The organism is Sporosarcina sp. CAU 1771, assembly GCF_054482775.1.
In genome coordinates, this window is sequence record NZ_JBTLRN010000002.1 from 262,139 (window position 1) to 288,504 (window position 26,366).

Genomic DNA, 26,366 nt, shown 5'->3' on the forward strand with positions numbered 1-26,366 from the left:
ATTATTCTATGGCTAAGAACAAAGCAAAATTCAACAAATTCCTAACTGGTGCGGTAACAGCTACAATGGTAGCAACTGCAGTAGTTCCAGCAGTAGGAGCAGCAGGATTCACTGATTTAGACAACGTAGGTTCAGACGTACAAGCAGAAGTTAACCAAGCGGTTGATCTTGGATTCTTTAAAGACGCTACTAAATTCAATCCCTCAGCTAAAATCAATCGTAGCCAAGCTGCTTTAACATTAGCTCGTTATATTGCTGGTGGATCAACAACAGCTGACTTAAAAGCATATGTTGAAACTCACAATCTTGAAGCTAACGGTGCAGCATTCTCAGACGTTCCAACTAGCTACAAAACTGGAGCAGACTATGAAGAAGAGCTTTACTACGCTTCTTTCATTGTTAAAAAAGCTGGAGCATTTACTCAAGCGAACTTAAACCCATCAGGTGAAGTAACACGTTCACAAATGGCTAAGATCATTGTTGGTGCTTTTGGTTTAGAGAAAAAAGCTGGTTATGTATCTAACTTAACTGATATCAATCATTTAGATGCTGCAACTAAAGGCTTCATTGAAACAATCGCTTCACATGGTGTTACTAACGTAACAACTTTCAACCCGGCTGGACATGTAACACGTTCACAAATGGCGAGTTTCTTAGTACGTTCTAACGGTGCTGCAACTCAAGATGTTAGCATTGCATCTGCTACGGCGATTAATGCTAAAACAATCGAAGTTAAGTTCAATACAGCTATTGTAGACACTACTAAAGCTACAGTTGAATTGTTACGCGGAACATTCAAGCAAAACGTAACAGTAACTTGGTCTGAAGATCACAAGTCGGTTCAATTAGTAAGTTCAACAAACTACCAAGCTGCTGATTACACTGTAAATGTTTCAGGTTTAACTGACCAACCATTGGCAGCAACAGTTAAAATCGAAGCTCCAAAGGTAGCATCAATTGAAATTCTAGATGAAGTGGCTGTAGTTGATAAAGCGGTTAATGCTTCTGGAGAATTCCCTTCTGCAACAAAAGCGACAGTAAGTTATGTTGTTAAAGATCAGTATGGTACTGATATTACTAAAACAACTAGCTTAACAACAAATGATTTATCAACAATCAGTGCACAAAATACTAAAGGTGTTATCGAACTTTCTGGTAATGCAGTAGTAGGTAAAAAAGTTGGAGATTTAGTTCCGGTAGTACTAGTTGATCCTAACACAGGTACTTCAGTTACTAAAGTAGTGAAATTATCTTCTGAATCTACAGTATCTTCAATCGAAGTTGCAGGGATTTACAATGCCAAAGGTGAAAAAATTGCTTTAGATGATAAATCAAAAGCAGCTGATTCATTCATCGTTTTAAATCTTAAAGATCAGTATGGCAAAGAAATTACTGAGACTACAAATGCGGCTGGTTTATTAATCACTAATACTAACCCGACAAACTTAACAATTGCTGGTTCTGTTTCTAAAGTTCAGATTGGCGATAAAGATCAATTAGTAATTGCAATGTCAGCTATTTTAAAAGCAGGCAATACAGACGTGTTATTGATTTCTACGACTAATGGTCAATCATTTAAATACACTGTAGAAGTTGCTGAAACTACTACATCTGACGTAATTAACGTATCTCAACCAGAAATCGCTGTAGCTGGGGAAACTACATTAATTCCAGTGACAGTTGCTGATAAACAAGGTAACGTAATTCTTGATAAAAAAGTATTAGCTAATGCTAATAAAGGTATTAAAGTTGGAGGAACAACTGTAGCAGAGGCTGACCTTGAAGTGAAAGATGGTCAATTATATTACAGAGCATCATTAGCTCAAGGCAATCAAGCATTGGTATTCCAAACTTCTACATTTAAAGTAGCTACGGTAACTATAGATGTTAAGGCTGTTGCGAAGGCAACTACAGTTAGAGGATTCAAAACTCCTTTAGTAGTTTCAACTCAACAGAGTCCTATTACGGTGACAGCGGAAGATCACTTAATCATTGAAGACCAATATGGTCGTGCAATGAAAGCTTCACTTAACCCAGCAGTTACTGTTTCATTAGTAGGTACATCAAGTGTAATATCAGTAGGTAGTGCTAATGCTGTAACTGCTCTTAAAAATGGTACTGCAACATTGAAAATTGAGCTTAATTCACCAAATGGCACAATCGATTCTTCCGTAGAGGTTCCAGTAAAGGGAACTGACGGCACAGAGTATTCTGGTTATGAAATTGCAACTATTGGTAAAACAGAGGCTGGAGTAGCAAAAGCTTTCACAGTTAATGGTTTATTAAACAATGGTAAAGTAGCACTTCAGGCTGGTGAATATACTGCAACAATCTCTGGTGGAGAACTCGCAGGACCAACAGCTGTAACGTCTCCACTAACAGTAGTTGCTGCAACAGACTTAGATGATAACGCTGCTGGCACTGGAAAAATTGATACAGAATTCACATTAAAAGTAACAATTAATGCAACTGGTGAAGTATTAGAACAAAAGTTTGTTGTATCTCCGGATGCTAAAAAGGTAGAAGATTTCTTCTTCACAACTTCAGCTACAGCAACTAACCATACTGGTGCAACTGCAATTACTGAAGCTACATTGGAAGAAGGATCAACAGTAGCTGATTTATTAAATGACACGAACGATGTGCATGTTGCAACTACGGATCAATATGGTAATAAAGTAATAGTAGCTCTTTCTGCTGATACAGTAACAATTGTTCCTGAAAAAGTAGCTGATGTAACTATTACTGGTAATGGAACAGCTGTTGCATCTGCTATGTTGAAAGGTTCCGCTACAGAAGCAAAATTAACTGTAAAAGTTAAAATTGGTAATGCAACGAAAGAAATCAAAGTAACTCTAATTCCTTAATAAAAATAAACGAAACGTTACTCTATAAACTAGTTCACTAGTGAAATGAGTGGAATTGGTTTCGGGTGCCAGTCACTCAAACAATCACGTTAGTTTGAACAATTACTACAATGTCCTCCAATCGGTTTTTCCGGTTGGAGGTTTTTTCGTGTGCCCGGCATTAGTATAGGTTGCCAGTCACTCATACGATTCAGACATTATTCTGTCAAAAGGTTGTTATTGTGAAAGATATGAAGAGTCCTTTGATCGAGCAATCGGTCAAGGTGTTTTTCCCTTTTAATGGGTATTTTCTTTCAGCGGGATACCTTAATGAATGCATTGGACATTTATTTAACCAATAACCAAAATTATACTTTTGTGGCTATATCCCCTTCGAAATTCATTTTTGCTCTTAAATCTCAATAACAATTTCGTTATCGAATTGTATATTCATTTTCAACAATTGCTCTATATTTCATTATCCTATATGGTGATGAAGAGGAAGGGGGAATGCCTAATCGCATCAACAATTAGAAGTATTGGGTTGGAAGGAATGAAAGGGTTTAAGATTTAGTATACGGTACCTGTGCAATACACAATTCAGACACTATTCCGACAATGGATTAGAATAGTGTAAGATATGAAGAGTCCTTTGATCGAGCAATCGGTCAAGGGGCTTTTCTCATTTTAAGCGTATTCTCAGTTAATGATGTGCATTAAGAATTGGGTATCGGGTGCCCACTAGCCTTGCATGACAGTAAATAAAAGTTATTATAACCTTTATAAGTATATTAATCTGAATAATTATACAATAAAAGACTCCTTCTGTAGAATAGATACTGACAACTAAATCAGTTCCCTACACTACAAATGAAGGAGTCTTTCATATGAAAAGTGTAGATCAAAACATCGTCTTTCGTCAATATTTATCCCTTTTGCCTCGAAGTGTTTTGGAGTGCCCATTGGTCAATTACGACTACGATAAGTTATCTGAATACGCATTAGTCAAATCCATGATTCTTGCACACGTATTTGGTTGGGCTAGTTGGAAGAATATCGAAAAAGGACTACGCTCAAAACCGGCTATCCTGGCGGAATTAGATCTGGAGTCTATTAGCGGTTCTCAACTGAGTCGGCGACTTGCGACGGTAGACACACAGGCATTGGCAGACTTGCTGGCATTGGTCGCGAAACAGTATTGGTTGTTACGTGGTAAAACCGCTGGCTTTAGTGCTAACATCGGGATCCTAAAATTAATTGATTCCACACACATCAAGTTGCCGCAAAATGCATCTACTTGGACGGCCGTAAGTAAGGATTCTAGCGGGGTAAAGCTACATCTTCGATTAGCAGTGGCTTCTGCAACTGAGGTTTTCCCTGAAAAGATGATTCCATCCACTTCTAATGTCGCAGACATTGATGCCGTTAATTATCTCATTGATGCTGAATATGCGACTTATATAATGGATAGGGGGTATGGCCATAAAACAAAAATAGGTGGCTGGTTGGAGCGCAGTGTAGATTTCATAGTAAGGGTGCAAAAGACATTTAGAGTTGAGGTCTTACAATCGTGGATGCCAACTGAAGAAAACGTCATACGGTTTGACCTTGTATCCATACTGACCCGCCCGGAAATACTACGACTTTTAGAGTTTACGGACAAGGAAGGTACAGTATACCGCCTGCTAACCAGTCGAGTGGATTTGACTGAGAAAGAGCTTTTGGACATGTATAAAAGTCGTTGGTATATCGAGCTTTTCTTCAAGTGGCTTAAGCAACATATCAAGCTAGACCATCTGTTCAGCCACTCGCCTATCGGTATCTGGAACCAGCTTTTCATCGCTCTACTTACGGTAGGATTGGTTGAAATCATGCGTGTCGAAAAGAAGTCAACACTGACATCGTGGGAATTTTACAGCCTGATTCGACTCTATATATTGGAGCCATGGAAGAAGGTTCTAGAAGAATTAAATCGTGAAAAAAGCCAAGTAGAGGAAGACAGAAAGCAAGAGACAGACCAATAAAAGAACTGGATTTCGGTGAAGACTTTGCAATTGTAAGTCCGATTTCCAAAGACCATTTTTTGAAAAGTAATTAATTAATGTAAAAAAAAGGGAACAGGTTGTCGCGCAACCACATTCCCTTTTTGCGTATAATTACTGGAATAATATCACTTTAATGATAGTTAATTCAATTGATGCAAGGCTAGTGTCGGGTGCTACTCACTCAAACAATCACGTTAGTTTGAACAATTGCTACAAAGTCCTCCAATCGGGTTTCCAGGTGGAGGACTTTTTTTGGTTTCGGGAAGGTTTCGGGTGCCAGTAAGAACGACCGATCCTTAAGTGCCGGGTGTAGTCAAAGTATCAGAGTGCCAGTCACTCATGCAATTATGGCTTCTTGTACATCTTGCAGATAACAAAGATTTTATTTTAATAGCTATTTCCTCTTTGAATTCCAATTTTGCCCCACTATTACTTATAACAAATTCGTTATCGTATTTTATGTTCACTTTCAACAATTGCTCTTTATTTCATTATCATATATTGTGAGGAAAAGGAAGGGAGGAATGTACAATCGCATCAACAATTAGAAGTATTGAGTCGGAAGGAATGAAAGGGTTTAAGATTAGTGCGAAGGCAAATGTACGAACGAATTTTCAGGTACCTGTGTTAGAAACTATTCAGACAATACACTATAATTGCATAAAAATTTTAAGGAGATACCGACTATATAGAGATTTGTCGATGTCCTCTTGGGTTTTTATCCATAAGTCATGAGTATTCATAATTGCACCTGACACAGGTACCTTTCACTAGCGTTGCAAGGTTTCAAATAGTAACCACATGATACAAAATTAACCAATTCCCAAAAACAAAAAGAAACACTCCACCAAAATACAACATAAAATTTTATTTTTTTGAGGGTTTATTTAGAAAATGTTCTTTAGTAATTGGTGAAACTATTGCAGTATCTTCTCCATATTGAAGAGATATCGGGATACACTCAGGCAGCTTTTGTCTACCTTTGCTTTTTCTTAAGCGGCGATTACAGTTGGCGACTAACTTAGTTAACGATCTGTATAAGTAAACCCTCATTAAACGCAGAAAATCCCAAACTGAACGTTGCGGCAGATGGATCAATCGCATAATTTCAATAAGTGCGAATGTGATTAAGGTGATATACATCTGATTCCAGATACCTTTAGGTGACTGACTAAATAGATGATGGAGTTTTAAATGCTGCTTAATCCATTTGAAGAAAAGCTCAATGTACCACCGGTTTTTATAAGTTTCCAGGATTTCTTCTTCACTTAAATCTAGACGGTTGGTGATTAAGCGGAACGGCGTTCCTTCTGAATCTTTAAATTCGATATAGCGTAAAATCTCCGGCCTTGTTTGAATCGATACTAACTCATTTCTACTGACCATTGGGTGAGTAGGTGTGTAGGATTTTAATGTTTCAACATGGAAAGTTTTGCGAACACGCACAAGAAACTGAATGTTTCTTTGAAGCCATCCACCCATCTTGGTTTTATGTGCATAGCCCCGGTCCATGACATATAACGCGTCATCATCAATTATATAATTTACCGCATCTGAGTCGGCGATATTTCCTGTTGAAGCAATCATCTTCTCGGGAAAAACACTGTCCGAGGAGGCGACAGCAATCCGGATGTGTAGTTTTATACCACTAGAAACTTTAGATATCGCAGTCCAATTGGAAGCATTGTCAGGTAACTTTACGTAGGTTCCATCGATAATACGAATAATACCTACGTTTGTGTTCATGCCAACGGCATGTCGTTGGAGTTTCCAATAACATTTGGTTAGCTGACTTAACAAATCCACTAGGTCATTGGTATCTAACGTAATAAGTCGACGACTAAGTTGAGAATGACTTATGGATTGCAGGTTCAATTCCCGCTGTATGGATTTGTTTGAGCGTATGTTTTCTTCAATTTCCCGGTGACTTTCCCACTTACAGATGGTACTTAATACGAATGCTTTGACCAGGGAAAAGTCGGTCAACTTCTTTTCATCATAGTTCATTAAAGGACATGCCAATTTAGTAACTGGCAGCAGCGATAAGTATTGACGAAAGACTAAGTTTTGGTCTATGATTCCCATAGGGAGTCTCCTTTCTGTAAGATAAAACTGGTTTAGTCGTCAGTTATTATTTTACAGCAGGAACTCCTTTTTTGCATTATTCAGTCACTGAGAGCGTTTCATATCGTATTCCCAGCAATTTTACAGCTATGCAACGCTAGTGGGTACCTGAAAATTAATATTCATTACTTATGGATAAAAACCCAAGAGGACATCGACAAGTCACTATATAGTCTGTGTCTCCTTAAAACCTTTATGCAATTGTAGTGTATTGTCTGAATAGTTTCTAACACAGGTACCTGACACTAATTGAAAAAGCGGATGCTGGCTCAACGGTTGTAACTTTACCGGCTGGTGGAGTAACAAATCAAACTATTAAAACTGCTTCTGGTGTAATTGTTACTGCTGGAGCTTTAAATGGTTCAGAAACGCTTCAATTCGTTCTTGCCGATGCTAATGGAACTAATAAAGTTGCAGCAAGCACAGCTGAATCGACTGTACGTGTAACTGACGGTACAGAATACAGTAGTTACGAAATTGAAGAAATTGGTAAAGTCCAAGCGGCAGATATTGAAACAGCTGGTGCTAAAGCATTCACAGTTAACGGTATCCTTAACGGTGGAAAAGTTGCTTTAGTTCAAGGAACAGACTTTACTGCAACAGTTTCTGGTGGAAAATCACCAGCAGTAGTTGTTGCGGCTGACGAATTTACAGTTAACGAAGCTAATCTAAATGTAAATTCAGATGGCGATGAAATTGATACTGAATTCACATTAAAAGTTACAATTAACGCAACTGGTCAAGTAATCGAACAAAAGTTTATTGTTTCAAATGATGCTAAGAAAGTTGAAGATTTCTTCTTCACAACATCAGCAGTTGGTGGAACTAACCACTCTGGGGTTACAGGAATTACAGAAGCTACATTAGTTAGTGGTTCAAAAGTAGCTTCAGCTGACTTGAAAGCTGGCGCAACACCGGCGGTAGTTAATTTTGCTACTACGGATCAATATGGTAATAAAACAGTGGCAGCAAATGCTGGAGCAACAATAACAATCGTACCTGAGAAAGTTACTGAAGTAACAATTGAAGATAATGGTACTGCAGATGCGAAAGCTACATTAAAAGTACCTGGTACAGAAGCTAAGCTAACTGTAAAAGTTAAAGTAGGAAACGCAACGAAAGAATTAAAAGTAACATTAAAGTAAGTTAAGTATTAGTATCTTGAGTGTTAGTTACTCATATAAAATGGAGACTACTACGACATTAGATTAATATTGAGAAGAGTCCTTAGTGTTAGGTGCCTGTGCACCACGTAATTCGGACACTACTCTGTTAATCTAGTGAAATAATTAAAGAGTCCCTTGATTGAGCAATCGATCAAGGGACTCTTTCTATTCAACAATCTACCTGATTCACTCCGCATTCATCCGCAAAATCTGCTATATGATTGTCCATTAAATTTAACCTATTCTAACCTTCATTTCGTATTCTATTGAAAAACTAGATTAGAAGGAGAGGAATTAAAAATGGCGTAAACTTTTTCATGGTTGCCTAAGTTGCCTAATTCATTTATTAAGTGGATTGTTAGTTTTCTACTCGTTCTTGGACTCGTGACTTCAATTACAACATCTCCTGCTTATGCAGATGAAATGTTTTCAGATTAGTTTCAGGTGCACCACTCAACTTTAATACTATTCCGAAAATAGATTGGTATAGTGAAAGAGATGAAAAGCCCTTTGATCGAGCAATCAATCAAAGTGCTTTTCTTTTTTTATCATTGTACATTTTTCGGTTGCATATCACTCAAACATTCTGGTTATGCTCCTTATTGATAGTGTAGGAAACTGATTTAGTCATCGTTTCCTTACCTACAATTAGTAGCTTTTTGTATTTCTTTAAGTTATTTAGCTACTAATTTTCAGGTACCTGTGTTAGAAATTATTCAGACAATACACTACGAATGCATAAAAATTTAAAGGAGATACCGACTATATAGAGATTTGTCGATGTCCTCTTGGGTTTTTATCCATAATTCATGAGTATTCATAATTGCACCTGACACAGGTACCCTTCACTAAAATCAAACTCATCGCCAAACTCGGCTGCTAAAACATTTTTTTGGTAATAATCAGGCGTTGCCTGATAACTGAGTACTGCTCTGGTCAAGATTTGGTTTTGCATATACCGATGGAAGAACGCCGCGAAAAATGAGATGATTAAAGCCGAAATAAGCGCTGCATTTCCTATTCCGGCAATTGGTTCAAATTAGTAAAAGCCTAGCGCCCAAATTAAACCCGCACCGACTCCAAAGTCAACGATTGTTGCAATCCCATTTCCGAGTCTTGGTAAAATAAATAAATCAACGAGGATGAAGGAAAGAACTGTGAACAATACACTTGTTAAAATGACTTCCCAAAATTGAAAACCAAAAAAACTTAAAAAGACCCACATCAAAGCAGTTATCATGATAAATTTGAAGCTTATTGCTTTCAGATAATCCATTTTACTCCTCCTGAATTCTGTCCTTTACAATAAACTTGTTCGCAAACGTATTTTGCCCTAATTCAGTCAATTAATGCATTTTTCAATATACCAGCCTTTCATGAATTCATTCTGAAACAGAGTATCTGTCACTCATACGCTTACTACGATTCAATATTGTTGTTCCCGTAGCAGCAACTACTAGAGCAACAATAACAATCCTACCAGAGAATAATTACTGATGTAACAATTGGAGATAACGGTACGGAAGATGCGAAGGCTACATTATAAGTATTTGGCACTGAAGCTAAACTAACAGTAAAAATTATAGTCTACTACGGCATTAATTCAGGAACCGAGATTAAGAGATGTTTGGTTACGGGAAGACTTAATTACTTATTTTGTAAGTACTGTTTAATAGTACATATGTATGGTATAATAGTCTAAGTAGTTAGATTTATCTGTTTTAAAGTTTCTGCAGATAAAAATCAATATAAATTGAATTTTATACATGCTCGTTCGAGCCCTATAGTGTGCTATTGAGGAATGGAGGGAACAAATTGTCAAGAAAAACTCCAAGAAAAACTAGAAGTGATTCTACAGTAGGAGCATTTGAAAAGAAACATGGATTACCCCCAGGGACTATCCGAAATGATGACGGTAGAGATACACGGAGCGATAAAAGGATTGGAACTATTCGAAAAGAAAGAGAGCAAAAATAAGAATTATTTTAACGAAGGTTTAATGCAAAGGCTATTCCTGGAATTTAACCTGAATTATTTCTATGTTATAAAGAAAAGGAGGTGAAGAAATGACTGATCAAATAAAAGAAGTTGTTAATCAAGCATACGAACTAGTTGGAATCGCGAATGAGAATACTGTACCCGAACTGGAAACCATTAGGGCTTGTGTATCCTTAGCCATGAATGGAAGAAATGTGCCAACGAGTAAACAAGTTCAAGCTGTTCTGAAAGAGGCGAAATTGTTTTACAGAGATGGAGAAGATATTGAGAATTCTCCCTTAAAAGAAGTTTGGTAATGAAGTTTTACTGTCGGTTACAGACATTAATATTGGGTACCAGATATTCAGATAACTAGGATACTATTCTAGTTATAGGTTGGTCTGGCGAAATAGAAGTTGAGTCTATTGATTGAGCAGTCCGTCAATCAATAGACTCAACTTCTATTTACGAATCGAGATTATATAATGTTGATGAAAACCATTTTCCTAGAGGGGACACACAAGGCAATTACTAAAGAAGTTAGAATGCAGGTTAATATTTAAGATTCAAATGTTGTTTTTGGTACGTATTTTTTATTTGGATATACTTAATGTTTCTTGAATCAGAACAAAAGTTAAGTAGACACAGACAAAAAACAAGCCCTGTAGAGAAAGATCTCCACAAAGCCTGTTTCTAACAATCTACACTTAATTCCCTCAATCACTACAATCACATCTAGGAAACCCATGACTTATATAGATAGGCTTCCCACAAGAAGAACAAACATTTCCTGTTTTTTGTTCATTTTTTGCAGAAGCTTTCTCTAGTTGTCTTTTACGTACTTCTCGTTGTTTCATTTGATAGAGGATTGCTTTTTCCATTAATTCATCTCTGTATTTTTTCTCTTGCGACTCAATGCCTTCCATTTTCTTTCTTTGACTAGCATCTTTATCTAATTTCATCTGCAAAGAAATCTTGTCTTTTGCTTGCGCTTCTTTATTTTCAGCTATTCTAGTTGCATTCACGTTATAAAAAGAATTGGCTTGTTGGCAAAATGAACACAATCTATAAGCGTCAGACGGAAGGTGATCAAAGGGAATTTTAAGTTTGCATCGACTGCAATGACCCTTTTTGTTTTGAATGTTGTACCCTCTCATGCTGTTATACATGTCCGTTTCCTCGCTTAACTTTATAGTGTCTGTCCCTTAAGAGTCAAGTTCCTTCTTCCGCTTTTGCAATTCAATGTACTCATCAGCTAAAAATTTCGAGTTATAAAACAAAGACTTTTTGTTAAGCAAACTGTTGAACTCTTCAATTCCATATACTTCAGCTAAGGTATCCGTTTCTGAAAATAGATCGATGCCTAAACCTAGTTGATTGCCTTCGATTTCAGCTCCGATACTTCTTAAAAGAGTAGGGAACATATCGAAACTAGTAAAGGTGCGCATTTTCTCTTTTACCGGGAGCTCAGGTGCATTTATAAACGCATTGAATACAGTGCGTGTATACGTTTCATCTACTAGTCCGCGGTAATAATCTTCGGATTGCATACTTTTATGGTCACCCATCAGTACAACCGTTGTGTTCTCGTAAAAGCTTTGTTCTTGTAGCCATTCCATAAACGCTTCGACTTGTTTGGAACTAAGCGCATGGACATTTTCGTATTGTGAAGGGAAGTCCTCTGTCGCTTCTTTTTCGACCCAACCGTCAGGGAAATGCGTGTTGGCAGTCAACAGGCCGTAGTTGAATGGTTTATTTTCCGAAGCGAGCTCTAAAATTTCTTCTTTAGCCCACTCAAACAAATTACTATCTTCAAATCCCCAAAATACTTTATCTTTCTCATCCATATACTTACGTTCGATTGCGGTTTCAACGTCAAATATTTTATAGTTGCCGTGGTTGGTGAAGTATTGATAACGGCCACCATACTTTGCATCCGAACCAAAGATAAATCCCGAGTTGTAGCCTTCTTTATCCAAAATATCCCCGAGTGTAGTCGCGCCACTTAGCAAGTTGTCGCTATTGTAATTCCCACCGCCTACTGCTAAACGAAGAGGAATCCCGGCAGTTGTTGACACAAGGCCAGCGACGGTCCAAGTTGTCCCAACAGCGGGCAACATGCCACCAATTGCTTCGGTATTTGAAAAGTTCACATTGTCGAGCGCTATCTGTTCAAGTTCAGGCATAACGGATTGACTCCATGCGCCCCCATTGGCTTTGCTCATCATCGTTGGTTCCATAGATTCCAAGTAAATAACGATTAAATTGCGTTTCTCTTCGGGAAATGAAATCGCGACGTCATTGGGATCGACGTAATGATCTTCGATGAACGTTGAATTGTCTTTCAAACTAGCGACATACACATTGGCCTCTGTCGTATAGTATGTGTACGTTAATGCACCGAAAAACAACAGCACGGCATAGATCGATTTAGCTGTTAACGTATTGAGAATCGGAAATACACGTAGCTTTATTTTTTTATTTTTGTAATGAACATCGATGTAATTCTTCATTTTCAAAGAGAGAATGGGTACTAAAAAAATGAGTAACAGTACGCCCAACATAAAGTATTGCCTCTTGAAAAATTCCGATACAACCGAAAAGTCTGCGCCACTTAGGCCTGTGGATACATAAAATAAGATTTCATTTATGTAATCACTGCCGTACACATTCACATAATAATTTGCTGCTGTAATGAGTAATGCACTAAGACCTACAACTACGACGAGTAAAAAGAATAGAATTCGTTTAGTCATTTTTATTCGTAACCTTCAATCTATAACTCATATTTATCTCGATAATTCGTAGGATGTGACTAAAAAGTATCGATAACACTGCGCTTGCGAGTGAATACTTCAATGTAAACATGGAGTCATCGTAAAAACTCCACTTTTCCAATCCACGAAAGTAAATTGCGATGAAGTAAAGCATGCCATGTACTGCAATGGCTAATGTGGATAAAACACCTATAATTGAAATGATATCTCGTTTTCCACCCATTACGTTGCTATACCAATAGACACCGACGAGCAATGGGAAAACGGTTGCTAATAATCCGTTTAATACCAATTTATTTCCTCCTAGACTTGCATACAGCTTACCTTATTTATAATACCAGATTCTTGGATTCTTTCCTATAAAATTAAGTGCACAAGCGACGGTCACTACATACGTATTCTGTTTAGCTACTTCCAAAAAAGGGTAAAGAGACAGAGTATGCAAAACATTCAAACTGTTATCGGGATATTTCACATTCTATTTTTAAGGAACAAGAATGTGAAGTATATACTATATTCGGGTAAAAAAATTCTAGGAGGAGATTAATTAATGAGTAAAAGAAAACCGAAAATGAACAAATTTATCACTGGCATCGCGACGGCTTCGTTGGTCGCTACGGCTGTAGTTCCTGTTGCATCGGCAGCAAGCTACACGGACATTGGACAAGTGAGTTCGAGCGTGCAAGCAGAAATACATCAGGCTGCCGCACTAGGGTTCTTTAACGATGGGACTCATTTCAATCCTAGTGGTAAAATTACACGCGGACAAGCGGCGCTTACACTTGCGCGTTATCTTGCGGGGAATTCGACGGTCAAAGATTTCGCGATAGCGAACAGTCTTGAGGGTAGTGTAACTCCATTTACAGATATACCTACAAGTTTTAAAACGGGAGCTGCATTCCAACAAGAGTTGTTCTACGCTTCTTTAATTGTAAAAAATGAAGGTGCGTTTACACAAGCGAACCTGAATCCAGCCGGGAATGTGACGCGTTCACAGATGGCTAAAATTATTACAGAAACGTTCGGACTCACGATACAAACTGGCCATCAATCTACGATTACGGATATTGGTAGTTTAGATATGGCGACGAAAGGCTATATCGAAACAATCTCTTCACAAGGCATTACAAATGTAACTGCGTTTATGCCGGCGGGTCACGTTACGCGTTCTCAAATGGCGAGCTTTTTAGTTCGTTCGTATAACGTTGCGCATGCTACTGTTGAAATCAATTCAATGAATCTCGTAACCGGCAATGATAAAGTTACAACATTGACGGCCAATGTGATGTATGCAGATTCGAACTCAACGGCAGTTCTTACAATCACTCCGGATGCTTCGCTCTCACTTGCAGACATTGTCATCTCGAATGTTGCAATTGGACAAGGCGGTCAACTCCAAGCAGCACTTGGTGTACTTCCATCAGGAACGCATAGCGTGAAAGTTACAGTTGAAGGCGTTAACGAGAGTGCAACATTTACCGTAGATCATACAGCAGCCGATGCAGCTGTTGCAGCGGTGAATGCAGCTACAACTCAAGTTCCACTTTGGACAGCTCTACAAAATCCATTGTTTGGTGGCGTAGCGGTCCAAGCGAATCTTGTAACCTACTTAAGTGATTTAGCGAACAATTACACGACTGTAGCTGAAATCATTGAAGCAGTGAACATGATTAATGATTCAATCGCATTGGAGCTATTGTTTGACGGTGTAGAAACAGATTTAAATGCAGCGCATCCAAACCAATTAACAATCAATGGAGTTCTAAATGCGAATTTTGCAGGGGTAGATGTAACGAATATCGCGGCCTATGTAACGGCAATTTATACGGGGAATACGGTGTCGTTAACGACAATGGCTTCGATTCAACAAGCGATTCATCTAGTAAATGCAACGGCAGCTACGACGAATACAACTGTAGCTTCGACTGCATTGGATGCAACAGGAAACGCAACACAAGCGCAAATTGATGCTGCACAAATGAAGCATGATTTGGCATTCGATATGGTTAGTAATTTGAATCCTGCGAATCCCGGGTTGGTTTCCAGTTTAGGGGCGGCACAAATTTTAATTAATGCATCGCAAATGGCACTTGATAGTATGAACGATGCAATCGCGGATGGTGAAGCTGCGAAGCTGGCACATATTGCTGCGGGTGGATTGGCAACAGATGCGGAATACGTTACTTTGAAAAATGAGTTAACGAACACGACAAAAAATGAAGCGGCAATCGTCCTTGCAACCGTTGCATTGGATACGAAAACGGACGACCTCACAGCAACTGCGGATGCACAAGCTGCTTTAGTAGCGCATACTAATGCGGGTGGACTTGCAACGGATGCAGAATATGTAGCTGTGAACAATTTATTAACGACACCTACTACAACTCTAGCTCTTGTGAATGCAACAATTGCTTTAGAAGCGGCGACAACGAAATTAGTCGTTTATGCGGGTGTGATGGCTGCAACAACACCGGCTCAAATGAGGGCATTGCTATTTGAGTTTGGGAATGCAAATTATTTAAACTTAACGGCTGCTCAAAAAACAGAGTTTGCAGGTTGGTTTATTACTGAACTAGCTGCTGAAACAACACCACCAGTGAACTATGCTGCCGTGAGTGTATTGTTGGGATCGAAACTAACGGCTTACAATTTGCTAATTAGTGATGTGAACGCAGCTACGACGAATACGGCAATGGTTCCAAAACTGACAGCACTTGGGCATGCACCATTTGATGCGTTGCCTATGTCTCAGAAATACGATGCAGCTGCCGCTGTAATCAATGGAAAACCGTATACAACAATTGCTTCAATTATTGCTGCAATGGGTCTATAAGAAGTAGACGAAATGATAAGCACAGCCAGACCCCTTAACCGATCGAATGGTTAAGGGGTTGCTTTTTACGGTAGATCCGGAATTCATTCCAAAGCGAAACGAATTGGAGGCATCTTTATGATCAACTGGACAACTCTACCTTCAAGTACAGCAAATCCATACGACGCGCCTAGTTCATTGAACAAAGGTCTTTATTTCTCATCAACTGAAGCAGTAGCTACTTTTGAATTAACTAAAGAGTTACGAACGAGAATACTTGCGCTGGAACAATCCGCAGACATCCATCGTGAGGAACTTGCTTCTATTAAGAAGGAAACAGATGGTTTGAGATTCGCAATCGAAGAAAAGGAAGACCTACTTCTTCGGTTAAATTGGATACGCGGTTTATATGATGTGAACGCAGCGATTTCGACGATTGATTGTAAAGAAGAAGCTGAAACACTTTCAGGTAAATTAAAATCGCTTCCAAGATATCCTTTGAAAGAGCAGTTGGTGAAGGAAGTAGCTGCGCTCATAGAGTCATTGCCTTCGAAAGACCTTGAGGAAACGGCGTTTGATAAATTAACGGAGCAGGCGTTTATCTATGCTGGTGATACATTCCTAAACCTTGGTAAAACAGGCCGCGACGTTGTACTTGCAAACGTATATGAGAAATATCAAGGTCAAGCAGCAATCGAGCATATTCAACAACAGGCGAAAATGCTAGAGGAAGCGGTGGCTAGACTTTCTGGTATTAAAGAGAGTGAACGACTAGTTCTTCAACTAGAGAAACTTCCACTTGCTACGTTTGGAGAACTATCAGATGAAGTGAAAGGCCAAATCGCAGAAAAACTCATCTTATCAAACGAGTGGCAGGGTCTAGCGGAACTTCAGCGCAGGATTATTCGGTTGTCGAAGGATAATGATTTACCTTCTACTCCACTTAATTTTTATCAACAAACGTTGTCGGTGTCTGTTGGGGATGGGAAAGTTAAAATTAAAGATTTAGGATGAAAGGCTTCGTAGAGGGGAAACTCTGCGGGGCTTTTTTTATGGGTATTATGTGGTGTAAATTGATGCGGAAATAAATACGAAGTGCAAAACCAAATTCAACGTACTAGTCGATAGGGGAGCTGATCTGTTTAACCTAGCCATGTATCCTTTATGCGTTGGGACCTAAAGTAGCATGGTTAATATGTATCACAAAGGATATAATTGGTAAAGATGCGTACGTAGAATATTCTGATACCAACATAGGTTAAATTGATTTAAAACTAGTAGATATGTCAATAAATACTATAGTACTAGTGAATATAGAGATTTAAGGGGGAAAACCAGTGCAGAAAAGTTTTTCGAAAGTCGTTATTCTATTATTAGTTTTCACATTAATCTTACCTTCTTCAACATTTTTAGCAGCGGGAGATACAACCCCGCCGGAATTGCATAGTTTACAAATATCTCCTGAAGATTTAAATGTAGGGGATACTGTAGTTTTCACTGCAGATATTACTGATGATTTATCAGGTGTTAGTTATGTATCTATTGTTTTTTCCAATGAAGAAGATATAAACGGTTCGAATAATACTGTTTTTTTAAGCTACGATAAAGAAAGACAGTTATTTATTGGTCAATATACAATTCAAGAAAACGATACGCCAGGAATGTGGACAATCTATAGTTATCACCTTAGAGACAATGCTGGAAACAGTAGTTTTTATAATAAAGAAGATATTCTCGATAGTGAAAAGTATTTCTATCTTATAACTAATGAAAATGAAGTTGATAAGACTCCACCAACTCTTGAGCATATTGAAATATCTCCTAAAGTGGTAGAGGTGGGAGAAGAAGTTGAAGTGAAAATTAAAGCATTTGACCTAAGTGGTGTTGAACGTGTCAATGCTAGCTTTGAATCAGAAAGTGGAAAACTAAGTAGGCATCTTACTTTTAGCTATAACGAAGAAATGGATTATTGGATCGCAAAATATAAAATTAACACTGAAGATGTAAGTGGTATTTGGAATCTGCGACATATCTCCCTTACAGATATTAATAATAATCGGGTATTCATTCAATCAAATGAGTTGGACAATCCAGAAGATTACACGATTGAAGTTATTAATGAAATAGAGGTAGATTCTTTACCTCCAGAAATAGAATGGTTGAAAATCGAACCGAGAGAAGTAAATACGAACGATACGTTTAAAGTGTCGGCTAAAGTTACTGACAATATTTCAGGAGTCTCTCACGTATCAATTACCTTGAAATCGGTAACAAATCTGAGTACTAGATCTATTAACTTAACTGATCAGGATGAAGATGGGGTTTGGGAAGGGAATTATACGGTATCGAAATTTGATGAGTCAGGAAAATGGATAATCGATACAATTTTGGCCAATGATCATGCAAGGAATTCAGTTCGACTATCGACAGATGACTTTCCAAATAACGACGAGCTAAATGTCACGATAACTCATCCACCTATAGATGGAGCAATACCATCCGCACCAATTGTGCACGAAGTAACAACGGATTCACAGTTTGTAACCGGAACTGTGGGTGGTAGTGAAATAGTTACGGTTCGGAATGGCGAAGAAGTTATAGGCACAGCGACAGCAAGGACAGATGGACAATTTAGTGTTTCGATACCAAAGCAAAAAGCAGGAACAACTCTAGAGGTAGTGGCTGAGAACACTGAAGGAAATGTGAGTGAGGCTGTTCAAGTTAATGTGTCAGTCGGCAAGATGGAAATAATTGCGCCTGAAGGATATACAGTGAAAAAAGTTCAACAGGCTTATGTAACTAGAGTTCATGGTGGAGGAAACTATATCGGTTCAGACCTTTCATTTAAATATATGACTTTAATCGATTCTGATAAGTATACTTTTGAAGCATCGTTCACACTTGCTGATTCGGAAAACAATTCAGCTTATTTAATGTACAAAAAGACTTTTACCGGTGCCGAATTAAAATTACTGCAATCCATTAATTTAGGGGAATACGAACGCAAAATTAACATTTCAATGCCTGGAGAAAAGAATACAATTATTGCTAATAACAAAAAGATTTCTATTGAAATAAAAGATGAAAACTTATTAGGAAATAGCTCTCTATTTTTTCCAGGTGATGAAGTAATTACGTTAAGTTATAGTGGCATTATAGACGGCAAAAGCTATTTATTAGCGTCGAAATTACCTTCAACTGAAACTACACTAAATTTTGAATCCGAAATGCAATCTGCAATAAAACTAACTATCGGTAGTATGAATGAAGACGAAATCGATTTCCAAGGCGGACTATCTCTCTTGTATAGTGAACCACTATCACGAAGTCTTAGTGGAACGTTCTCCAGAGAAACATTTGTATCACCTGGAACTGCTAGGATAAGCATTAATAATGAAAACAATAGTGGCAATGAACCTATCAGTTTTTCAGCAGATAACGTCAATATTACAGAAGATAAAGTAGTAGCATTGGGGCGAAGTTTTGAATACAACTTGGGAAGAGTGGAGCAATCTAAACGTTCGAATGGGGAAGTGATTCTTCAAATTAACCAGTCAATCCTTGCTGGAGACTTTAACTTGAATTACTTCTGGTTTAATTACAATAATAGACCAGAAATTAAAATAATGAATAGTTCAGATGAAGAAATACATTCTCAGTTTGTAGACAGCTTGTTTAATATGAACTTTAATTTAACCGAAATGCTTCAAGGTGGTAAATATACGCTCAATTACACTTACAAACATCCTCTGACGAGAGAAGATGAAAGTGTGAGTACAAGTTTTGAAATAGATCCAGTATTAGAAATTCCAATCGAAATAAAAGAAGGATATACGTTGGAAAATGGTAGTGTTCAACTACTGAAAAATAACTATTCACTACACTCACAAAATGTTAACTCACACAATAATAATATATGGCTTCCTGTAATCGATAAGCTAGATGAAGAATTTACAATTTCATCTCAATTAACTTTAAAAAATGGAGAAGGGAAGTTAATAAATTACATCGCTTCCCAATCTTTTACTGGTGAACAATTAAATGCATTAACGCAGTTGAATTGGAACGACCTTGTTGAACTCTATACTCCTAATATGGAAGACTTTAAAGAAGATCCTCGAAAGAGTCTATTGGCCAATTATACGAATCATTTAGGTTATAAAGTTATTAGCTATATGTCGGGAGATATTAATGGATTGTATATTGACCCAGAAAGGTTACTTTCATTTGAATTCAAAGGTCTAACGAATAATGATGACTATTACTGGCTAATCAAATCATTTTCAGAGGATGAGACAAAGCAAAACTTTAAATTTGATATGAGTAATTTATCGGAATTGGAGTTTGATATACCTAATCTTGAAGCTGTTGCAATTAGTAATCATAGTGGGGAAGCTTTATCTGTATCAGCATATGATGGTTTTACGAACAAAGTCTTCTTGGAATCTGGAACGTATAATCAAATTCGAGTTACTGATAGTAATGGCAGCTGGATTGCTTCTGATGTAGATATTGAGGGGAAGAAATTACTAACATTAGAAGGAGAAATAACAAAAGAATTGGAAGTTCGTTATGATCAGTTTTCAAATGGGAAGTACTTGAACGTTTTTTTAAATTATCAAAAAGGAATGTTTCGAAGAGTAGGTTTTAGAAATAGTACAATAAAGGTTTTTGATGAAAAATTGAATGCTTTGAAAGAAGAAGAATTGAATAATATTCATATTTATTTTATGGACTTAAATCTGAAATCAGGAACATATATAGTTGAAGCTACAGTTGAAGATGAAATAATAAGTGCAAGTTTTGTGGTGGAGCAACAATTAGAAATGCCAATTGAGCTAAAAGATGGATATACTTTTGAAACTGGTGTTGTGAGGTTTACTAAGAACCAAAACGAACTCGCTCACTTATATTTAAGTGATAATAATATTGAACTGCCGGTAGTTGCAAGTAATAAAGACGAATACGTAATCTCTGTACAGCTCACTCTGAAAAATCCAAAAGGAGAGCTAATAAATTACATCGACACCCAATCTTTTACTGGAGAACAATTGAATGAATTAACGATATTAAAATGGAATGAATTTGTAGAAGTATACACCCCTAATATGGAAGATTTTAAATACGATTATCAAAGTAATCTCTTGGCTCGATATACTAATGATTTAGGTTATATTGAATCCCACCATTTATCACCAGATGTTATAGGATTATTAATTCAACCAGAAAAGTTAGTATCCTTTGAATTCAAAGGGCTAGGTAAGAATGATCTATATTACTGGACAGAAAAAAAGTTTGAAAAAGATGAATCGACAATAAACTTTGAATTTGATACGAGCAACTTGTCGGAATTGGAGTTTGATATACCTAATATCGAATCGGTACAGATTAGTAATTCTAATGGACAATCTTTATATCTGTCAGCTTATAACGGTTTTACAAACAAAGTCTATCTAAAATCTGGAACCTATAACCATATTCGAGTCACAGAACAGGATTCAGGCTGGATTGCTTACGGTGTAAATGTACAAGGAAAGAAAGTACTAAGTTTAGAAGGAGAAGCAACAACTAATTTGGAAGTGGATTATTATCAAAGTATAAACAGTGGAAACTTGAGTATTCATGTGAATTATCAAAAAGGAGATTTTCGAAAAGAAACATTCAAAAATAATAAAATAACAGTTTTTGATGAACAAAGAAATATTATTGAGGAGAAAATAATAGATGAAAATCATTTTAACTTTAGAGATATTAATCTTGGCGCAGGAAAATACACTGTCGAAGTAACAATAGAAGGTGAGAAGTTTTCAAGGGAATTTGTAGTAAAAGAAGAAGTCTTTGTTGAAGCACCTGATGGATACACCATAAGTCAAATGCAATCAGGATGGATAACATCTAAAGAAGGAAATAGTAAACATTTGTATGGAGTAGTGTCAACTGAACAGACAAATGAATTTGAACTAGTTGACTCTGAAGAATATCTATTAGAGGCGGCATTCGAATTAGAGGGTCAAGATGAGAGTAATAGTTATGCGATTTATAGTAAATCATTTACAGGTGCTGAATTAAAGTCATTAAAATCGATATCCTTAAATGAAATAGTTCGTGAAGTCCTGATTACTATGCCAGGAGAAAATAATAGAGTTGAAGCTAAATACGGAAAAAGTGAAGTAATATTCCATGCAGCTAAAGAAGGGGATATTAAATTATTTCTACCAGGCGTAGAAAGATTATTAATGGACTTTAGTGGTGTTGTTGACGGGAGAAGTTACCTACTAGTAAAAGAAGTACTCGGGAATACAAACAAAGTAAATTTTAAAGATGAAATTGAATCATCAAAAAAAGTAACGATACACGGAATTAAAGAAGAAACTAACAAAAGATATTTCTATGCCCACTATATTAATGGAAATAATGATATTCACGGAGTCTATTTGTCAGAAACTTATGTATCGCCTGGAACTGCATCTTTTATTCTTCAGTTATATGAAGACAACTATCTATATCATGAGAATTGGTCACTAGATACCATTCATATAGATTCAGATATTAATCTTACTATAGGAAATGAATTGGAATACAGTTTAAAGAGCGTAGATTGGCAAATGTTTGAGGATGGTAGAACATATTATTTCATTGATCACTCCATAAAGTTTGGGGATTTTAATTTAAAAAACATTTATTACAAAGGTCAATCTGAAATACCATTTGTTATTAAAGATAATCATGGAAAAGAAGTAGTTTCTGAAACATCAACGAACTTTTCAGGTCATTATTTTGAATTTTCTATTAAGTTACCGCCCGGTAAGTACACCCTAGAATTCTCATTTACCAATCCACAAACCGGGAAAACCGAACACATCAAAGAAGGTTTTGAATTGATTGAGGAAGAGGATGATTTACCAACACCGAATCCAAATCCAGGGCAGGGCGGTGGAGGTTCTGCTCCACCTGTGATAGAAATACCAGAAACAGATGAGGAAATTGCAACTGCGGACGAAGAAGAAATATTAGCTCAACTTAAAGACAATCAGAAAAAAGAAGTTTTAGTAGAGCTACAGTCTAGCAATAATAAGGATTTCAGCATGATGTTTAGTAGTAAGCTTATTAACCAAGTTATCAATAGTAAGAAACCACTATATGTTCGAACAAAAGGTGCTTCCTTTACGTTGCCTACGAAGGTTTTAGAGGCGATTGCATCTAAGACTACGGACGGCTTAAGGTTTTCGATTCAAGCTGTTGATCGTAACAAGCAAACGCTACCGATTATTTCTGGAAATCAAAATTTCGTTTCTTCACTTTATGAGTTCAATGTATTTCGAATAAGTAATGAAGTAGAAGAGTTGGTTACTGAATTTGTAGAGCCTGTAAAAGTTACGTTGGAATTAGCAGGGGTTAATGATATTCGAAAAGTGGCAGCCTATTATCTTAATTCGAAGAAGGGGAAATGGGAATTTAACAGTGGAAGTGTAGATGCAAATCAACTTACTTTTGAAGTATCTCATTTCTCTCAGTATGCCGCTATTGAAAATGACATTACATTTAAAGATATTCAGTCGCCAAGTATGGAATGGGCGAAGGATTATATTGAGGTACTTGCATCTAAAACAATTATTCAAGGCAAATCGGCTGACCAATTTGCTCCGAATGAAGCCATTACAAGAGCTCAGTTTGCTTTACTACTAGCTAGAGCGCTGAATCTACCTAAACAATCGTATTCGGGTACTTTTTCTGATGTACCTGAGAAGATGGATTGGGCAGTCAGTGAAATTGAGGCGGCAGCTCGAACTGGGATTGTAAAAGGCAGCAATGGCAAGTTCAATCCTTATGAACAAATTACTCGTCAGCAAATGGCGGCGATGATTATGCGGGCAATAGAATTCAAAGATGCACGTATTATAAAAGGTGTAGAAGCCGCAGATGTATTTTCCGATGCCGATAAAATTCACGATTACGCACAAGAGTATGTTGGTTTGGCAGCAACTCTTGGCATCATTAGCGGAAGTGAAAAGGATGGAAAAAGAGTTTTCAAACCAACAGATAGTGCTACACGTGCACACGCAGCAAAAATGCTTTATCAAATGCTAGATTTGTTTTGAGTGTAAGATATAGAAAGAAGTCTGATATCATACCCCGAAAAAAGAAGGTTTCGTAGAGGGGAAATCTCTGCGGAGCCTCTTTCTGATTTAACTTTATCCGAATTTGTTTAAACAATTGGTATAAAAGGTTTAAGCTTAAAAGGTATAAAAACCAAGCTAATCAGGGTGTATTGAACTATTACTTCTGACTAGTTAAACTTAAATTGGGAGATATTACATGAAAACAGGGTCAAATTTGTGAATGTATGGTATTATTGGATATGTATTTAAAATATTATTATTAATATGGAATGTGGGGGAAAAAGAAATGAAAAAGTATTCAAAGTCATACCAGAAGCTTTTTAAAGCTACACTAGCAGCAACTATGGCAACAGGTGCGTTTGTTACAGTAGCGCCAACATTTACGGAAGCGGCAACACCTAGTTTAAAAGATTTAGATAAAGGTCAGGACTATTATCTAGATGTTATCGAACTTGTTGAACGCGGAATTGTAAAGGGGTTTCCAGACGGTACATATAAGCCATTTCAAACCGTTACTCGTGGACAAGCAGCAAAAATTCTTGCAAACATTTTAGAATTAGACACAGTAAACGTTGTGAATCCTGGATTCTCTGATGTAAAAGTAACAGACGAGTATTATGGTGCAATCGCTGCATTGGCTCAAAAAGGGATTATCAGTGGATACCCAGACAAAACTTACGGACAAGCCGATACGTTAACGCGTTCTCAAATGGCTAAAATCATCTCAATTGGTTTTGACTTCGAAGTAGAACCATTAACAGATAACCGTTTCAATGACGTTAAAGCAAGCGATCCATTCGCAGGTTATGTTCAAACGCTAATCACGAACGACATCACAAAAGGAACAACACCTACAACGTATTCACCAGCTGCTCCAGTTGTACGTGGACAAATGGCTTCATTTGTTGTCCGAGGTGAAAAAGCTGCGAATAAAGTAGCTCCAGGTGGTGGCGGTGGCGGTGGCGGTGGCACACCGGGACCTGATTATACTGCTGGGAATGCTGATTTAAACGCTAAGATTGATACTGCTCTAGGAGGACTTCTTGGAACAGGTAAAGTTGAAATTGATTTGGAAAGCAATAATAAAGTAGCGGTTAAAATTAATGATTCTGATAGTAAATTGTCGGATTTTAGATTAGCAGCAAAACCGTTTTTCGAAGCGTTTCAATTGGATACAACTGTTACAAGTGTAATTTTAAAAATAGATTCCAGGACTTTTACTGATAGCAGTATCAACAGTGGCCACGATATGGAAGCTGCAATCAGTGCTGCTTTAGCTGTCCTTGGTGAGGATGATAGTTTTAAGTTGACTAGATTAACGAATAATACCATTAGCATTACAGTAACTGGAGTAACTGGAGTAGCGCCTGGAAAAGCTTATAGCGATACTTATAGTTTTGTATTCACTGAATAAGTAGTAGTTGAGTAAAATTTGAATTTCAGCTAATTAAATTACTCAGTATGAAAGTAAGAATGCAAAGAAATTTACCCCATGACCAATTAATTGGTCATGGGGTTTTCTGGTGTCTATAAAACTAGAGCTAAATTAGATTGAATTTAATATTAGATTAACCAAGCATCGAGCTAGCTCAATGATTCTTATCGCCAATCCAACCAATCAAGTCCCTAGCCCGACAAAGTGTCGATACATATAGGGACGAACACCTAAAGTCCAACCAAGTATCCTGCTAGCGCAACCAATCTCATCGATAGACCAACCATTTAAGCTGTCACTTCAACAATTCTTCACTCGTCCAACGAAATATCCTTCTAGCTCCACTAATCACATCACTAATCCAACCAATCAGGTCCCTAGCCCAACAAAGTGTCGTCGCAAGTAGAGAGATGCACATGTAGTCAAACCAAGCATCCCGCTAGTGCAACCAAACCCATCGCTAGTCCAACCATTTCTGAAGCCACTTCAACAAATCTTCACTCGTCCGACGAATTCACTTAGAAGCCCAACTAATCTCGTCACTGATCCAGCCAATCAAGCCCGTATCCCAACAAAGAGTCGCTGCAAGTGGAGGGGAGCAGATGCAGTCCAACCAAGCATCCCGCTAGCGCAACCAATCCCATCGCTAGTCCAACCATCAAACTAATCACCCAATCAAATATGCAACCATCCAACAAAATACGACAGTAGTCTAACAATTCCCTAACATTAACCAATAACTCCCTTGCCCTTTCGATACCAAGTTGGTAAACTATGAATATTGCAGATGAATTGAGCCACTTGTGCGGAGTTTTGAGCCAGTCACTGCGGAAGATAGAGCCACCAAGTGCGGAACAGAGAGCCACTATATATAGTAAAACCTCTTGTATAATAAAGTAGCATGCAAATCAGCATGACACTAATATACAGGAGGTTTTTTTATGGTTAATTATCGAAAGATTCTGGAACTATATTTTGATGGCATTAGTCAAAGAACTATTAGTTCTAGTACTGGCCACTCAAGAAATACGGTCTCTGAAGTCGTTCGACGCTCAAAGAAACTT

At 37.4% G+C, this 26,366-nt stretch carries 13 protein-coding genes and 1 pseudogene; 9 read left to right on the plus strand and 5 right to left on the minus strand.

Going from position 1 to position 26,366, the window contains the following annotated elements:
• The first annotated feature begins 8 nt into the window (after nt 1-8).
• Entirely contained in the window at nt 9-2,867 is a 2,859-nt protein-coding gene (locus tag ACXYMX_RS03850; RefSeq protein WP_459042905.1) for an S-layer homology domain-containing protein, read from the plus strand.
• 866 nt (nt 2,868-3,733) lie between these two features.
• Entirely contained in the window at nt 3,734-4,870 is a 1,137-nt protein-coding gene (locus tag ACXYMX_RS03855) for an IS4 family transposase (protein WP_459042906.1), read from the plus strand.
• A gap of 888 nt (nt 4,871-5,758) precedes the next feature.
• On the opposite strand, the gene ACXYMX_RS03860 is transcribed toward ACXYMX_RS03855, so the two are convergent.
• Entirely contained in the window at nt 5,759-6,976 is a 1,218-nt protein-coding gene (locus tag ACXYMX_RS03860; protein ID WP_459042907.1) for an IS4 family transposase, read from the minus strand.
• A gap of 935 nt (nt 6,977-7,911) precedes the next feature.
• Between ACXYMX_RS03860 and ACXYMX_RS03865 the strand changes: the two genes are divergently transcribed.
• A complete protein-coding gene (locus ACXYMX_RS03865; protein WP_459042908.1) occupies nt 7,912-8,160 on the plus strand; it encodes a hypothetical protein in 249 nt (82 codons plus the stop codon).
• A gap of 838 nt (nt 8,161-8,998) precedes the next feature.
• Here the strand turns inward: ACXYMX_RS03865 and ACXYMX_RS03870 are convergent.
• Nucleotides 8,999-9,457, minus strand: a pseudogene (locus ACXYMX_RS03870) (DUF2512 family protein).
• Between the two features lie 539 nt (nt 9,458-9,996).
• On the opposite strand from ACXYMX_RS03870, the gene ACXYMX_RS03875 reads away from it, so the two are divergent.
• Together ACXYMX_RS03875 and ACXYMX_RS03880 are read left to right on the plus strand one after the other, a co-directional pair.
• Nucleotides 9,997-10,158, plus strand: coding sequence for a hypothetical protein (locus ACXYMX_RS03875; protein ID WP_459042909.1), 162 nt, complete (start codon nt 9,997-9,999; stop codon nt 10,156-10,158).
• Nucleotides 10,159-10,247: 89 nt separating this feature from the next.
• Nucleotides 10,248-10,475 (plus strand): hypothetical protein, encoded by a 228-nt coding sequence (locus ACXYMX_RS03880; protein WP_459042910.1) that lies wholly within the window; start codon nt 10,248-10,250, stop codon nt 10,473-10,475.
• Nucleotides 10,476-10,874: 399 nt separating this feature from the next.
• On the opposite strand, the gene ACXYMX_RS03885 is transcribed toward ACXYMX_RS03880, so the two are convergent.
• Genes ACXYMX_RS03885 through ACXYMX_RS03895 form a run of 3 tightly spaced genes read right to left on the minus strand, consistent with a single transcriptional unit; the run spans nt 10,875 to nt 13,227 of the window.
• On the minus strand, nt 10,875-11,327 hold the full coding sequence (locus ACXYMX_RS03885; protein WP_459042911.1) for a hypothetical protein: 453 nt from the start codon (nt 11,325-11,327) through the stop codon (nt 10,875-10,877).
• 36 nt (nt 11,328-11,363) lie between these two features.
• The gene (locus ACXYMX_RS03890) at nt 11,364-12,914 is read right to left on the minus strand and encodes an LTA synthase family protein (RefSeq protein ID WP_459042912.1); all 1,551 of its coding nucleotides are present in this window, start codon (nt 12,912-12,914) and stop codon (nt 11,364-11,366) included.
• On the minus strand, nt 12,907-13,227 hold the full coding sequence (locus ACXYMX_RS03895) for a hypothetical protein (protein ID WP_459042913.1): 321 nt from the start codon (nt 13,225-13,227) through the stop codon (nt 12,907-12,909). Before ACXYMX_RS03895 ends, ACXYMX_RS03890 begins: the two co-directional genes overlap by 8 nt.
• A 258-nt stretch (nt 13,228-13,485) precedes the next feature.
• Here ACXYMX_RS03895 and ACXYMX_RS03900 point away from each other — a divergent pair, with 258 nt between their 5' ends.
• From ACXYMX_RS03900 to ACXYMX_RS03915, 4 genes are all read left to right on the plus strand, one after another.
• The gene (locus ACXYMX_RS03900) at nt 13,486-15,768 is read left to right on the plus strand and encodes an S-layer homology domain-containing protein (protein WP_459042914.1); all 2,283 of its coding nucleotides are present in this window, start codon (nt 13,486-13,488) and stop codon (nt 15,766-15,768) included.
• A 117-nt stretch (nt 15,769-15,885) separates the two neighbouring features.
• Nucleotides 15,886-16,761, plus strand: coding sequence for a hypothetical protein (locus tag ACXYMX_RS03905; protein ID WP_459042915.1), 876 nt, complete (start codon nt 15,886-15,888; stop codon nt 16,759-16,761).
• Between the two features lie 323 nt (nt 16,762-17,084).
• A complete protein-coding gene (locus ACXYMX_RS03910) occupies nt 17,085-23,846 on the plus strand; it encodes an S-layer homology domain-containing protein (protein WP_459042916.1) in 6,762 nt (2,253 codons plus the stop codon).
• 307 nt (nt 23,847-24,153) lie between these two features.
• Nucleotides 24,154-25,281, plus strand: a complete 1,128-nt coding sequence (locus ACXYMX_RS03915) for an S-layer homology domain-containing protein (RefSeq protein WP_459042917.1) — start codon at nt 24,154-24,156, stop codon at nt 25,279-25,281.
• Nucleotides 25,282-26,366: the final 1,085 nt, after the last annotated feature.